Annotated in this window: 14 protein-coding genes; 6 read left to right on the top strand and 8 right to left on the bottom strand. The window is 55.8% G+C overall.

Annotated features, from left to right (window positions below; translation table 11 throughout):
- Positions 1–12 precede the first annotated feature (12 nt).
- The 4 genes from AC07ED_RS06670 to dusB all read right to left on the bottom strand — a co-directional run bounded on the left by AC07ED_RS06670 (position 13) and on the right by dusB (position 5767).
- Positions 13–2268 carry a sensor histidine kinase NtrY-like gene (locus AC07ED_RS06670; protein ID WP_105235080.1) on the bottom strand — a complete coding sequence of 752 codons (2256 nt, stop codon included), beginning with the start codon at positions 2266–2268 and terminating at the stop codon, positions 13–15.
- Positions 2269–2361: 93 nt separating this feature from the next.
- Positions 2362–3726, bottom strand: a complete 1365-nt coding sequence (locus AC07ED_RS06665; RefSeq protein ID WP_105235079.1) for a response regulator — start codon at positions 3724–3726, stop codon at positions 2362–2364.
- The gene (locus tag AC07ED_RS06660; protein ID WP_105235078.1) at positions 3726–4808 is read right to left on the bottom strand and encodes a two-component system sensor histidine kinase NtrB; all 1083 of its coding nucleotides are present in this window, start codon (positions 4806–4808) and stop codon (positions 3726–3728) included. Before AC07ED_RS06660 ends, AC07ED_RS06665 begins: the two co-directional genes overlap by 1 nt.
- Complete coding sequence (dusB, locus tag AC07ED_RS06655) at positions 4805–5767, bottom strand: tRNA dihydrouridine synthase DusB (RefSeq protein WP_478241985.1); 963 nt, start codon at positions 5765–5767, stop codon at positions 4805–4807. Before dusB ends, AC07ED_RS06660 begins: the two co-directional genes overlap by 4 nt.
- A gap of 225 nt (positions 5768–5992) precedes the next feature.
- Here dusB and AC07ED_RS06650 point away from each other — a divergent pair, with 225 nt between their 5' ends.
- From AC07ED_RS06650 to AC07ED_RS06635, 4 genes are all read left to right on the top strand, one after another.
- Positions 5993–7114 carry a bifunctional 2-C-methyl-D-erythritol 4-phosphate cytidylyltransferase/2-C-methyl-D-erythritol 2,4-cyclodiphosphate synthase gene (locus AC07ED_RS06650; protein WP_105235077.1) on the top strand — a complete coding sequence of 374 codons (1122 nt, stop codon included), beginning with the start codon at positions 5993–5995 and terminating at the stop codon, positions 7112–7114.
- Positions 7111–7608, top strand: coding sequence for a phosphatidylglycerophosphatase A family protein (locus tag AC07ED_RS06645; protein ID WP_105235076.1), 498 nt, complete (start codon positions 7111–7113; stop codon positions 7606–7608). The genes AC07ED_RS06650 and AC07ED_RS06645 overlap by 4 nt, the downstream gene beginning before the upstream one ends.
- Entirely contained in the window at positions 7605–8084 is a 480-nt protein-coding gene (locus tag AC07ED_RS06640; RefSeq protein WP_105235075.1) for a CinA family protein, read from the top strand. Before AC07ED_RS06645 ends, AC07ED_RS06640 begins: the two co-directional genes overlap by 4 nt.
- Positions 8085–8238: 154 nt before the next feature.
- Positions 8239–9399, top strand: a complete 1161-nt coding sequence (locus AC07ED_RS06635; protein ID WP_105235074.1) for an ammonium transporter — start codon at positions 8239–8241, stop codon at positions 9397–9399.
- Between the two features lie 33 nt (positions 9400–9432).
- On the opposite strand, the gene hpt is transcribed toward AC07ED_RS06635, so the two are convergent.
- Positions 9433–9975 carry a hypoxanthine phosphoribosyltransferase gene (gene hpt, locus AC07ED_RS06630; protein WP_105235073.1) on the bottom strand — a complete coding sequence of 181 codons (543 nt, stop codon included), beginning with the start codon at positions 9973–9975 and terminating at the stop codon, positions 9433–9435.
- A gap of 142 nt (positions 9976–10117) precedes the next feature.
- On the opposite strand from hpt, the gene AC07ED_RS06625 reads away from it, so the two are divergent.
- A complete protein-coding gene (locus AC07ED_RS06625) occupies positions 10118–10561 on the top strand; it encodes a type II toxin-antitoxin system RatA family toxin (protein WP_105235072.1) in 444 nt (147 codons plus the stop codon).
- A 36-nt stretch (positions 10562–10597) separates the two neighbouring features.
- Here the strand turns inward: AC07ED_RS06625 and lipA are convergent, their stop codons facing one another.
- Complete coding sequence (lipA, locus tag AC07ED_RS06620; protein WP_105235071.1) at positions 10598–11548, bottom strand: lipoyl synthase; 951 nt, start codon at positions 11546–11548, stop codon at positions 10598–10600.
- 172 nt (positions 11549–11720) lie between these two features.
- Here lipA and AC07ED_RS06615 point away from each other — a divergent pair, with 172 nt between their 5' ends.
- A complete protein-coding gene (locus AC07ED_RS06615; RefSeq protein ID WP_067545071.1) occupies positions 11721–12269 on the top strand; it encodes a peroxiredoxin in 549 nt (182 codons plus the stop codon).
- Here the strand turns inward: AC07ED_RS06615 and AC07ED_RS06610 are convergent.
- On the bottom strand, positions 12266–13198 hold the full coding sequence (locus AC07ED_RS06610) for a hydrogen peroxide-inducible genes activator (RefSeq protein ID WP_105235070.1): 933 nt from the start codon (positions 13196–13198) through the stop codon (positions 12266–12268). The two genes, AC07ED_RS06615 and AC07ED_RS06610, sit on opposite strands and share 4 nt — an antisense overlap.
- Positions 13199–13239: 41 nt before the next feature.
- Positions 13240–14322 (bottom strand): DUF6456 domain-containing protein, encoded by a 1083-nt coding sequence (locus tag AC07ED_RS06605; protein ID WP_105236348.1) that lies wholly within the window; start codon positions 14320–14322, stop codon positions 13240–13242.
- Positions 14323–14458: the final 136 nt, after the last annotated feature.

The raw sequence follows: 14458 nt of genomic DNA, 5'->3' as shown, positions 1-14458 counted from the left end.
TCCCTCATAAACTCACGTTTTCTGGTCTTGCGGTACCGCCGCCAGCACAGGTAGATCAATAACAGCCATCGCGCCAAAATGGCCGGTGCCGTCATAGGTTTCGGCGTCCTCAAGTGTGAGAGTGCCGCCATGTTCTTCGATAATTTTGCGCACAATCGGCAGGCCAAGGCCGGTGCCCTTGTCGCGGGTGGTGACATAGGGTTCAAACAGTCGCGCACGATCCTCAGGCAAACCGATGCCGTTGTCAGAAATCGTGATACGCGCCAATCCGCTATCAACGGCCATCGTCACGCGGATCTCTGGTGTGAAGTCGGCCCCCATTTTTTCCTGACGTGTTTCAATGGCTTCGCCAGCGTTCTTAATCAGGTTCGTAAGGGCCTGCCCAATCATTGTCTGATCAATTTCGGCATCTACGTGATCAGTTGGGACGTCACTTACAAACTTAACGGTCGGCTGGCCAACTTCTTGAAGTGAAACGGAATCCTTGAGTAGCTTCACCAAATCGAAGGTCGTTTTGACGGGCTCTGGCATCCTTGCGAATTTAGAGAACTCATCAACAATGCGCCGCAAATCGCCCGTCTGCCGAACAATGACGTCCGTCATTTGAGTCAGGCTGTCGCTCTCTTCACCAACTTTAGGCCCGAACTTGCGTTTGATCCGTTCCGCAGACAATTGGATCGGCGTCAGTGGGTTCTTAATCTCATGCGCAATCCGCTGGGCGACATCACCCCACGCCGCAGTACGCTGAGCGGTCACGAGGTCGGTCACGTCGTCAAACGCTACAACATACCCTTCGAGTGCGGCGTCGCCCTCGCCTTGGATTTGCGCACGCCGTGTCCCCATACGAACCAACAAAGTCTCTTGTTTACCGGACCTTATCAGGTTCAGCTGCTCTTGAACGACTTCACGTCCTTCGGTGCGCAGGGCGTCAAACACGGGGCCGAATTCTGGGACGGCGACTGACAGAGCCACATCTTTTTGCATGCTGTCTATGTCGAGCAATCGACGCGCCGAGCGGTTTACAAAACTGATATTGCCATTGGGGTCGAGGCCAATAACCCCCGACGTAATCGAGCCAAGCACAGAGTCGAACAACCTTCGGCGACCCTCAATCTGCTGCGTGTTCTCCAGCAACTCCGTTCGTTGCGCCTTAAGTTGCTCTGTCATCTTGTTGAAATCGCGACCCAATTGCGCGATTTCATCATCGCCTACGATCTCTGGAACACGAACATCTAGATCACCTTCACCAACGCGGTGCGAGGCGGTCACAAGACGCCCAACAGGCCGTGCGAGGCGTTCCGCGAACCAAAGGCCAAGCCAAATCGCGGCAAGGATCAGGATCGACGCGAACCCGAGGTAAACGAGGCCGAATTCAAAAAACAAACGTCCACGCTCTTTTTCTAACTGGTTGTAAAGGCCCACAGTTTGTTCAGTTTCGTCAAGAAGCGACAAGACGCTCCCGTCGACCGCGCGGCTCACATAGAGATAGCGATCAAGGTAGCTTTCCAGCGGAATTACGATCCGAAACTCGTTGTTATCCCAGTCCTCGATCAAAAGTTGGCCGTCCGCATCAGCAACGGCAATCTCTTCGGGTGTGAGGCGTTCGAGGTCAAACTCATAGGACCCCACGGCGCGGGCACGGAAATCACCTGCACTATCAATCACAAACGCCTCAGTGAGGGTGCGGTCGATTTGCGGTTGAACGGCGGCGAGTGCCTCGCGGATTTGGCCATCTGTCATGAATGGAGTCGCTTGGCGTTTGAGGTTGAGATACCCCGCCAATGCCTCCCCATCGCGGGTCAATTCACGACGGTGCTCGTCCTTATAAGCCTGCGCCGCGGAGAGTGAGTTGTTCAGAACATTCCCAACGCGTTCCGAAAACCACCCCTCAAGGCCCATGTTGATCGACAGAACCGCGAAAATAGCGACCATGACCGTCGGGATCAGCGCCAAGAGTGCGAAAACACCTGTCAAACGAAGGTGAAGGCGTGAGCCTGCAGATCGTGCGCGACGGGCTGCGACCATTTTCGCCACGCGCTGCATGACGAGCGATGCAACGACGAGAATGTAAACAAAGTCAGCAAGCAAGACGAGACGCAGCGAATTATCCGCAGCGCCTTGATCCAGGGGTCCCAAAACAACAAAGGTAAGCGCCACAAGAGTTGGCCCTAAAAGAACCAACCCGAGCGTTGCAGCGTTCTGAACTGAACGCTTTCGTCTCCACCAGCTGAACTGGCTGAGGATCTGACCCAAGAGGGAGTGTTGCACCCGCTCGTCCTGTAAAATGCGAGGTTTTCCCCGCTACCGCCTTATGTGGTCAAAAGGTCATTGCGACTCTTCCGCCACTGTTGTGTGGCCAATTTACATCAACTTACGGCGCCGTGTCACGCGGATATCGAGCTCAGTGATCTTCTTTCTGAGCGTATTTCGGTTGATCCCGAGAAGATCGGCGCATTTCGCCTGATTGCCGCCTGTCGCATCCAGTGCAATCTCGATCAACGGCGTCTCAACTTCGCGCAAGATACGTTGGTGAAGCCCTGAAGGCGGCAGCACGCCGCCATGTAAATCGAAATACCGACGCAAGTGTTTGGTCACCGAAGCCGAGAGTTTGTCACCAGAGTCGCCACTGCGCAGCGGCTCCATCGCAGGCTGGTTGCTGAGGATCATCTCCATTTCACTGCGCGTGATTTCTTCCTCGGCAGCAGTCGCAACCAATCGACGCATGGCGTTTTCCAACTGACGCACGTTGCCAGGCCAGCTGTAAGCACGGGCCAAATCCAGCGCCCCTTGGGACAGACGGCGTGCAGGCATGCCGTCACGCTCTGATTTCGATAGGAAGTGTTCAGCAAGGATGGCAACGTCATCAACCCGTTCGCGAAGCGATGGAACGGCGATCGTTACGCCCGATAGACGATAGAACAGGTCCTCGCGGAACTCACCAGACTCCATACGCGACATCAGGTCAATCTGGCTTGTCGCCATGATCCGCGGCGCGTTCTCGCCCAAGGCATCCAGCATCCGCACAATCCGCGCTTGAGCGTCGTGGCTAAGGTCCCCGACCTCATCAAAAAGGACCGAACCGCCTTTGGCACGTGCGATCACTGTGCTGGGGCCATCCATCCCTTCTAGGTCAGAGGGTGCCACAACAACGAACGGCAGGCTCCGACGGTCGGATAGGTCATGGATTGCGCGGGCAATCAATGATTTACCCGTACCACTTTCGCCCGTGATCAACACAGGAAGCGGAGTGTTCATCACGCGTGCGACAAGCCGATAAAGCGCTTGCATCGCTGCTGTCCGCCCCACGAGAGGCAAATCCCCAGTCCGTTCATCGCTGTCACTACGCGGCGCAGGCGCACGGCGTTTGACTTCCAGCGCACGCGCCGAACGTTTCATCAGGTCAGGTAGGTCAAACGGTTTGGGCAAGTAGTCATAGGCATCTGCTTCGGCCGCTTGGATCGCCGTCATGATGGTGTTCTGTGCCGAAATTACTATGACAGGCAGCCCAGGTCGAAGCTCTGCGATCTTGGGCAGCTGTTCCAGACCATTGCCGTCGGGCATAATCACGTCGGAAATAACCAGATCGCCCTTCCCTTCCTCGACCCAGCGCATGAGCGTCACGATCGACGACGTGGCGTGGACCTTACAGCCAGCCCGCGTCAATGCTTGGGTCAAAACGGTGCGAATTGTGCGGTCGTCATCGGCGACGAGGACTGTGCCGTCCATTAGGTCTCTCCGTCAGTCAATTGTAGGTCTTTGGGCGCAAGAGGTAGTGAAATGCGGAACAAGGTGCGTCCAGGAACGGAGTCCACCGAAATCCACCCACCAACGTCGGCGATCAATTTCGACACCAGCGCAAGGCCAAGGCCCGTTCCGTTCTCTCGTCCAGAAACAAAGGGTTCAAATACATCTGCCGCGATTTCGGGTGGCAATCCGGGGCCATCGTCGATCACCTCGATCTGAAGCGGCAACCGTGCATGGGTTCCGTCAGGACGACGCACGCGCAACGACGGATCGTAGAAGGTCCGCAGGCGGATAGTGCCGCCCGTGCTGCCTGCCTCGGAGGCGTTTTTCAGCAGGTTCAGGAACACCTGCAGTAACTGGTCCGCGTCCGCCATTGTTTGAGGCAGCGACGGGTCATAGTCCTCGACGAACATCATATGCGCGCCAAACCCGATTGAAGCTGATTGCCGTGCGCGATCCAAGATGTCGTGAATGTTCACGGGCTTTGCGACAGGTGGGCGAAGGTTTCCGAATTGCTCGACCTGCTCCAAGAGCTTCACGATGCGGCGGCATTCATCGACGATCAGGTCGGTCATTTCCTGATCCTCAGAATTGAGGTTCATCGACAACAATTGCGCCGCTCCCGTGATCCCCGCCAGCGGGTTCTTGATCTCGTGTGCCAGCATCTCAGCCATACCAATGGCGGACTTTGCGGCCTTTCCCGACGACGTGTTGATCGTCATGCGGCTCGCGATTTCGCGCGGTGAGATCATCATCACCATCTGGTCTTCGGTGCCTTGGAGCGGAGAAAATTGGATGTTGCATTGCATCGGCGGGCGTTCACCCGATCCCACATCGATGTCGTTTACAAAGAGTGACGTTTTGTACTTCCGCGCCCGTTCAAAGGCCTCTTCCATCGGCGCGTCAATCATCACCTTTTCCCAAACATTCGCGCCCGTCAGGGCTTTGGATGAGAGATTGAGGAAACTTTCAGCAGCGGGGTTGCTGTCGAGGATCGTATCATCCCCACCCAGCAACAAGGCCGGAACAGGCAGCGAATTCCATAGGTTTTGATCATTGATCATGCTGCACGTCTTTCCATGTCACATAGCGCGTCGGGCAAAAGACGCAGAACCTGTTCTGGTGTTTTTTCTGTTAGAACCGCGCGGCGGAGCTCTGCGCTTGGTGCGGCTTGATCCATGTACCAACCCAAATGTTTCCGCGCGACACGCCCGCCAAGGTCGATCCCGTAGAATGAAAGGATCGCCTCGTAATGTTTTGAAACTAGGTCGATAAATTCCGCAACGGTTGGCGTTTCTGGAGCTTTAGCGCCAGAAAGATCGGCCGCGATTTGCGCGAGAACCCAAGGCCGCCCTTGGGCGCCTCGCCCGATCATCACGCCATCTGCCCCCGATCGATCGAGTGCCTCTCTAGCCGATTTGGTGTCTACAATGTCGCCGTTCGCAATCACGGGGATCGTCACCGCATCTTTGACCGCACGGATCGCATCCCAATCTGCTTTGCCTTTGTAGAATTGGCATCGCGTGCGGCCATGGATGGTGATCATCTTGATCCCTGCATCTTCAGCGCGTTTGGCGAGCGTTGGAGCGTTCAGTAGCGCATCGTCCCAGCCCAAACGTGTCTTGAGAGTGACAGGCACGGAAACCGCGTCCACGACCGCCTCAATTAACGTGAGTGCGTGGTCCAAATCCTTGAGCAAGGCCGAACCCGAGTAGCCGTTCGTCACCTTTTTCGCGGGGCAGCCCATGTTGATATCGATCATCCGCGCGCCGTTGGCCTCGATCAGCCGAGCAGCCTCTGCCATCCAATAGGCCTCGCGCCCTGCGATCTGAACGGCGGTATTGGCCTGATCGTATCCCAGTTCAGCCTTTTCGCGGACACCGGGTTTGGCTTGGATCATTTCCTGACTGGCAACCATTTCGGACACGACCCAACCTGCACCGAATTCACCCACCAGTTGGCGAAACGGCAGATCAGTGATCCCCGCAAGCGGAGCCAGCGCCACTGTCGGCGTTAGGGCCACATCACCAATCAATAAGGAATCGTTCCGAACCACCAATTTTGCCTATTTGTTGAGCGTTCGGTTCTGATCTAGCCATTTCGCACTCAACCCACAATAAAATCAGCGATAATATTTAGGCATTTGCGTGTTGTTGCTTAATTTTTAATCAAAACGCCCGCAAAGCTATCATGGTTTGCGTGACCCGCCTGAGGCGCTTAAGACTGAGCAAAACGAACCGAGGTTTTAATGACGACAGCAGCATTGATTGTGGCGGCGGGACGCGGTGTCAGAGCGGGTGGCGACATCCCCAAGCAATGGCGCAGCATCGCGGGCGAGATGATCCTCACGCGGTCTATTGCTCGTTTTTCTAGCTGTGATCTGGTTGTCGTTGTTCTTCATCCCGACGACATGGATCGTGCTACCGAATTGACGGGCTGCCGCTGTGTTGCCGGTGGCGTGACCCGCGCTGCCTCTGTTCGGGCGGGGCTTGAGGCGATGGTTGAAACCGCACCTGATTTCGTATTGATCCACGATGCAGCGCGTCCATTGGTGCCCCAAGCGGTTATCGATCGTGTCACTACCGCATTGGAAACCTACCCCGCCGCTGCGCCAGCCCTCGCGGTGACCGATGCCCTCTGGCGAGGGGAAGCCGGAACCGTCATTGGCACGCAGGATCGCAATGGCCTATACCGAGCACAAACGCCGCAAGGGTTTCACTATAATGCGATCCTTTCCGCCCATCGCACCCTAGTTGGCGACGCTGCTGACGATGTGGAGGTCGCTCGACGGGCTGGGCTTGACGTTGCGATCGTTGCGGGCGACGAGACGAACATTAAAATTACGGCTCCCGAAGATTTTGCGCGAGCCGAAGCAATATTGAGGGCCGACATGGATATTCGCACTGGCAACGGGTTTGACGTTCACGCTTTTGAGGACGGTGATCATGTCTGGCTCTGCGGCGTAAAAATCCCTCATGACAAGGCGCTCAAGGGTCATTCGGACGCGGACGTTGGGATGCATGCGGTGACGGATGCAATCTACGGTGCGCTTGGGATGGGCGACATCGGCCAACATTTCCCGCCCTCCGATCCGCAATGGAAGGGTGCCGCCAGCTATATTTTCCTCGAACACGCATGTGCCTTGGCGCGTGAAAACGGCTTTACCATCACTCATGTTGATTGCACGCTGATCTGCGAACGACCAAAGGTCGGCCCGCACGCGGCCGCCATGAAAGCCGAAATGGCGCGGATCATGGGGCTTGATAAGACGCGCGTGAGCGTCAAGGCAACCACATCAGAACGGCTCGGCTTTACAGGTCGCGAAGAAGGTATCGCATCTATTGCAACAGCAACATTGGTGAAACTATGAAAGAACTCGCTCGTCTCGCTGTAACCGTCTTTTACGTCGGCCTCTTGCGCCCTGCCCCCGGCACGTGGGGATCGTTGGCCGCCCTGCCCTTTGCCTGGGCGATTTATCAAATCGGTGGCGTTTGGTTCTTTGCTTTTGCGATTGTCGCTGGGTTCCTCAAGGGGCTGTATTTCACCAACATCTACATCGACGGCAAAGACGATCACGACCCGTCCGAGGTCGTTATCGACGAAGTTGTCGGCCAATGGATCGCCCTTGCGCCCGTGATCTACGGTGCATCGATGATGAACATCGACGTAACCCGCCTCTGGCCGGGTTGGGTCTGTGCATTCATCTTTTTCCGCCTGTTTGACATTACAAAGCCCGGTCCTGTCGGTTGGGCGGATCGCAAAGGTGGCGCTATGGGCGTTATGCTTGACGATGTGATTGCGGGTGTCTTTGCCGCGATTGTGACCATCGGCTTTGCTGCGCTGTTTCATCTGGTGCTGATGTGAGCCGCGCTGCCCGCCTTCTCGAAATTGCACGCGCCAAAGGCATCGTCATCGCCACAGCAGAAAGCTGCACAGGTGGGATGGTGTCTGCTGCAATCACCGATATCGCGGGAAGTTCGGCAATTTTTGATCGGGGTTTTGTCACCTACACCAATGACGCTAAAATCGCGATGTTGGGTGTGTCAGCCAAAACCTTAGATGCTTTTGGTGCAGTGAGTGAACAGGTCGCTGATGAGATGTGCCGCGGTGCGCTGGCACATTCCAACGCAACGCTTGCAGTGTCGATCACAGGGATAGCTGGCCCCGGTGGGTCCGACTTCAAACCCGAAGGTCGTGTCTGCTTTGGGATCACCAACGGCACAGCAACGCAGACCGAAACAGTCGAGTTCGGCGCCTTAGGCCGCGAAAACGTGCGGCTAGCAGCGCGGGATCATGCGCTTGATCTCTTACTTAGGGCCATAGATTCAGTGTTGCCCTGATTTTAATCTTAGGACCCTGTGACCGCCTAATATTTAATCACTTACAAAACTGCTGAATATTTTATCACGATATTCCGCGATTGCGCCTTTCCTAAGCACTTCGAATCCTGCCTTTGCCCACCATTAACGGGAAAACCCAATTCTGGAGGGGACAATGAACGGAGCGGATACCGCCTGGATTCTTGTGGCCACTGCGCTTGTGCTATTCATGACACTGCCGGGCCTTGCATTGTTTTATGGGGGCCTTGTCCGCGCCCGTAACGTATTGAGTGTGTTCATGCACTGTTTCACAGTTGCCTGTCTGATGAGCGTTCTGTGGCTTGTCGCTGGCTACTCTATTGCATTTGGCGGCGAAGGCGCATTTTGGGGCGGCCTGTCCAAGATGTTCCTCGCTGGCGTTGATGCAGATACCGTTTCGGGCACCATCCCCGAAGTGCTGTTTTTTGCCTTCCAGATGACATTCGCAATCATCACCCCTGCCCTGATCATCGGCGCATATGTCGAACGTATCGGCTTTGGGTTCGTACTGGCGTTCTCGGCTGCTTGGATGTTGCTGATCTACGCACCCGTCACCCATTGGATTTGGGGCGGTGGTTTCCTTGCACAGATGGGCACTGTCGATTTTGCGGGTGGTATCGTGGTTCACGAAACCGCTGGCCTCGCGGCGCTTTTTCTCGCGCTGGTCCTTGGTCCGCGCAAAACCAAGCACACCCCGCCGCATAATCCAGGCCTCGTGTTTATCGGCGCTGGCATGCTCTGGGTTGGCTGGTTTGGCTTTAACGGTGGCTCGGCACTGGCAGCAAACGGTTCGGCTGCAATGGCGATCACCGTGACCCACCTCTCGGCTGCGACCGCTTCGCTGTCTTGGGCGCTCTGGGAACGTATCAAATTCGGTCGCGCCTCGCTCGTGTCTATCGTGACAGGTTCGATTGCGGGTCTTGCATCGATCACCCCAGCTGCTGGCTCTGTCGGCCCTGTTGAGGCCCTGATCATCGGCGCAATCGCTGGCGTCCTCTGCCAAGAAGCCGTCGTCCTGATCCGTGACAAACTAAAGATCGACGACTCGCTCGACGTGTTTGCGGTTCACGGGATTGGCGGTATCTTCGGCACGATCATGCTCGCTGTCTTTGGCGCAGCTACATGGACGGCTCAGCTTGGCGCTCTTGCAATCGTCGGTATCTTCACCGTTGTTGGCACGCTGATCATCATCTACGTGGTCAAACTGATCTTTCCGATCCGCGTTGATCTAGAGACCGAAACAAACGGCCTCGACCTATCGGTTCACGGCGAACGCGCCTACGAACTGAACTCCTAAAACGATCAGGGGGCCGATTGGCCCCCTTTTCAATTAATCCTGTACGAATTTCACCGAGCCAATAAACGGCAAATTTCGGTTCCGCTGGGCAAAGTCGATACCGTAGCCCACGACGAATTCATCAGGGATTTCAAAGCCAGTCCAATCCGCCTTAAACGGCACCTCGCGACGCGCCGGTTTATCCAACAGCGCAATCGTGCGTAACCGCGCGGGTTTGCGGGTTTTGAGATACTCAGTCACCTTAGATAGCGTGTGACCTGTGTCGATAATATCCTCGACTACCAGAACATCGCGACCTTCGATCTGACCGCGTAGGTCTTTGAGGATACGAACCTCGCGGCTGCTCTCCATTCCATCGCCGTAGGACGAAGCTTCAAGAAAATCGACCTCAATCGGCAATCCGATCTCGCGCACCAAATCCGCGATAAACACGAACGACCCACGCAAGAGCCCAACGACAACTAGTTTGTCGGTGTCTGCAAACTCTGCCTCAATAACCTTGGCGAGGGCTTCAATACGGGCCGCAATGGCCTTTGCGGAAATCATCTCGTCAATGACATAAGGACGGTTGGGCATCTGACTCTCCGTTAGTTTCGCCTCTTTGTCTGAAAACAGTCCGCCTATGTCAAAGTCGATTTTGGCTATGTGGCGAAATGGCCCTCTTGCATCGCGGGCTGTGGTCCGTAAGTAAAGACGCGATAAAACCGATGAGGCCAAAATGCCAAGCCACGCCGAGACAAAGGTTCTGCCCTACACCGCACAACAGATGTTCGATCTGGTCGGCGATGTGGCGAGCTACCCAAAGTTCCTTCCGTGGACGGCAGGTGCGCGCATTCGGTCGGTGACTGATCACGGCGATCATGCGGTCATGCTGGCGGACCTTGTCGTGTCGTTTAAAGTCTTCCGCGAAAGCTTTGGGTCGCGTGTCACGCTCTGGCCCGAGAAGATGCAGATCGACACAGCCTACATTGACGGCCCGTTCAAACATCTCAATTCCGTCTGGAACTTTCGCGATGTTGAGGGTGGCTGCGAAGTCGCGTTTTCAGTGGATTTTGAGTTTAAGAACAAACTGCTCCAAGGGGCTGCTGGCATGTTCTTTAACGAGGCGATGTCGCGGATCGTGAAGGCGTTCGAGGATCGCGCGGGCGTACTTTACGCCTAAACGAAAACGGCCCGCCGTAGCGGACCGTATGAAGGATTAGGCGAGGCCCAATTTCTTATTTCGCGCGTCCCGCAAACGGGCAAAATCGTCGCCTGCGTGATACGACGAACGCGTCAGCGGTGTCGCTGAAACCATTAGGAACCCTTTGCCATAGGCAGACTTTTCATAAGAGCCGAATTCCTCTGGCGTGATAAACGCATCAACGCGGTGGTGTTTTGGCGTCGGCTGAAGATATTGGCCAATCGTCAGGAAATCCACATCGGCCGATCGCATGTCGTCCATCACTTGCAACACTTGCTGCCGCTCTTCACCCAAGCCAACCATGATCCCCGATTTGGTGAACATCGACGGGTCGAGCTCTTTCACGCGCTGCAAAAGGCGCAGCGAATGGAAATAGCGCGCCCCCGGACGAACCTCGTGATAAAGTCCCGGCACGGTTTCGAGGTTGTGGTTGAACACATCGGGCTTTGCCTCAACAACGATTTCCAACGCTTCAGGGCCACATTTTAAAAAGTCGGGCGTCAGAACCTCGATCGTTGTTTCAGGCGACCGATGGCGCACGGCACGGATCGTTTGCGCGAAATGTTCCGCACCCCCGTCATCCAGATCATCACGGTCGACAGAGGTAATCACAACGTGGTTCAGGCCCAGCTTTTGCACTGCATCCGCAACACGACCCGGTTCAAACACGTCGAGAGCGTTCGGTTTGCCCGTCGCCACGTTACAGAATGTGCAGCCACGGGTGCAAATCTCGCCCATGATCATCATGGTGGCGTGACCTTGGCTCCAGCATTCGCCAGCGTTCGGGCATGCGGCTTCTTCACAGACGGTCGCGAGCTTGTGGTCGCGCATAATAGCGGCGGTTTTCTTATACCCGTCAGAAGTCGGTGCCTTAACACGGATCCACGACGGCTTCTTCGGCTGAGCGTTGTCTGGGCGGTGCGCCTTTTCAGGGTGCCGCTGATCCGGAATTTTAAGATCGCGCATGGGACCTCCTCCTGAGCGATGATGGAACCGAAATAGTCTCTTTATGAATTGAAAGCAATGAATGGCAGCTATGCGCCATTTGAGGGTTCGGTCTGAATTGTGGCTTGGGTAGAATCATTCTAAACAGCGGACAGAATTGCTGCACTGCAGAGCAACCTTTTAGGAGAGACAGATGAAAGTTGGTTACACGCTTCCCGACGTAACATTTAAGACCCGTGTTCGTGATGAATCCGTTGGCGGCCCGAACCCGTTTCGCTGGCAGGACATGACCACTGCGGATTATTTTGCGGGCAAGCGCGTTGTTCTTTTCTCGCTGCCGGGCGCATTCACCCCAACCTGCTCGACCTACCAACTTCCGGGTTTTGAAAACGGTTTTGCAGATTTCGCGGCAGAAGGCATCGATGAAATCTACTGCATGTCCGTAAACGACTCGTTCGTGATGAACAAATGGGCGCAGGATCAAGGTCTGAAAAACGTCAAAGTCATTCCTGACGGTTCGGGTGAGTTTTCTCGCCGCATGGGTATGCTGGTGCGTAAAGATAACCTCGGCTTTGGTCTGCGCTCGTGGCGCTATGCCTGCGTCGTCAATGATGGCGTGATCGAAGCATGGTTCGAAGAGCCGGGTCTGAGCGACAACCACGGCGAAGACCCCTATGGCGTATCTTCGCCTGAAACCGTGATGGCGTGGCTCAAAGAAGCCAACGCAACCGCAGCCGCCTAAGGTTGAGAGACGTGTCGGGCATGGGTCAAAAGCCCCTGCCCGGCATTCGTTAGAATACCCGCCAATTCGGTAAACCACCCATCGTCGGTCGTGGTTTCCCGCCGGACCAAGGCAAGCGTACGCTTTGGCTCTGCCCCTTTGAACCGCATCAACGACAGCCCCGATTGCGCGGCTTGTTCGGTTCGAACGGCAATTTCTGGCAGCAGTGTCAAACCGAACCCCTCGGCCACGAGGCCACATAGGGTCGACAGCGACGACGCACCGAGATCGACGCGACCGCGACCACGTAACCCGCAAACCTCTAGCGCTTGATCGGCAAGGCAGTGGCCTTCATCGAGGAGCAGTAGTTGATCAGGCACAATCTCGGTCGGGCGCAGCGCCTCTCCTCGGTCGGCTATGGCCGCCAGCCGCCCCTTTGATCCGGCCAGCAGAAACCGATCGTCAAACAGTGGATGCGCGACGAGACCCTTTTCCCCAATCGGTAGCGCCATCACCGCGGCATCGAGGCGCCCACGTTTAAGTTCCTCGATCAAACGGTCTGTTTGCGCCTCTCTTATCCGAAGCTCTAGCATCAAATCCCGTGCCCGAATTTCGGTAACGGCAAGCGGCAAAAGATAGGGCGCGACAGTCGGGATAACCCCCAACTTGAGGCTCCCTGACAGGCCCTTCTGGTCACGAACCGCTTTTTCGAGGTCTGCTACCTCTGCCATGATTTGACGCGCCCGATCCACCGCAACCTGTCCTGCTCGCGTCAATCGAACTTCACGCGGTAAACGTTCGAATAGATCAACGCCAAGGTTGCTCTCTATCTCTTTGATTTGAAGCGACAATGCGGGCTGCGAGACGTGAACGCGTTCGGCCGCGCCAACAAAGCTGCCTTCTTCGGCCAGAGCGATCATGTAGCGGAGTTGTTTGAATGTGGTTCGCATCAGGTGAACTTATTTGAAACTCAACTTAGGGCAAGTTTTCTTTATCCGATTTTCGGCGCGTATTGGCCTTGCTCATCGTAATGGCGCTTTAACCTCTGCAGTGCGATGCGGAGCACGATTTTACCCGAGCGCGCGGCCCAGCCCATTTTGCGCTCTGCTGCCTCTAACCCCTCAAGGTAGCAACAACAGCGCAATGCGACGTCACCCAGCCCCGGGCCGAGGTCATGGAGGGCCGACAGAACACGCTGCCCCGCGCCATCTAAACGAACCTCAGTCTCCGCGGGTGACATGATCAAGGCTGCCCAGTCCAATTTGGAGTTCGCCTCAATATTTGCTAACTCGAAATCTTCGCGGAGCCGTTCCCCTGCGGTCACCAAATCCCGCGTCAGAAAAGGTTGCCCATCTTTCCCGCGTCGACGCGAAAGCCCAACTAGCGGACTTTCCGCAATTGTCACCCGCCCCGCCGTCCGAACGTCGTCAAAGAACCGCTCATCCATGGACGAAATGAACGGACTTTGCTGCTCAGCAAACCCACTGGTTTCGATCATTTGGCGAATTGCGGCGCGGCCGGTATTGGTGATCCGATAGCGGACAATGCGGGCTTCGGGATCGTCGCAACATATCCAATCGCGCAGCGCAAAGGCCTGCGCGACCGCGCGTTCCGTCACCGCCGTGCGCATTGTGCCACCGCTAGGATCATCCCGCACGACGACCGCCATTTCCATGTCGCGAGCAACCGCCAGAACGGCACCCGTTTCACATAGACGCCGCAGGATACGGTTTGCTTCACGGGTGATTTGGTCTTCGGTCAGACCATCAGGTTGCGGGTTTGGATCATTGCGCAGTTCGACATTCATAAAGGCTGTTTCCCCATCTGACGCTTGAGACCGCGCAGGCATATGCCCCGCTAGCCGTCTGAGTGCATCGTCGACCAATGGATCGTCACGTCGGTTTTCGAACCGTCGCACTTGGCGCAAAATCGTTGAGGCATGGCAGTCGCTCGCCCGTGCCAATGCCCGTATGGAAAGCCCCGTTTCGGTATGCGCCAGATAGTTCCGTGCGGCATCGGGCACCCACGCAGGCAGATGCGTGACGATGGCCACCCTTTCAGCAGTTACAGTCATAGTGTTCCCCAGATCGTCCATCCCACGTCAGGGCGCAGCGCCCTTAACACTTTTTCAACCTATAATTGCGTTGGTTACCTAAATGTTAAGGAAACCGCGCCATATCATAATGGTTTCAAAAAGATAAATTCTGGTA

This window comes from Aestuarium zhoushanense (genome assembly GCF_056431045.1).
This window is presented reverse-complemented; position numbering and strand designations above follow the sequence as displayed.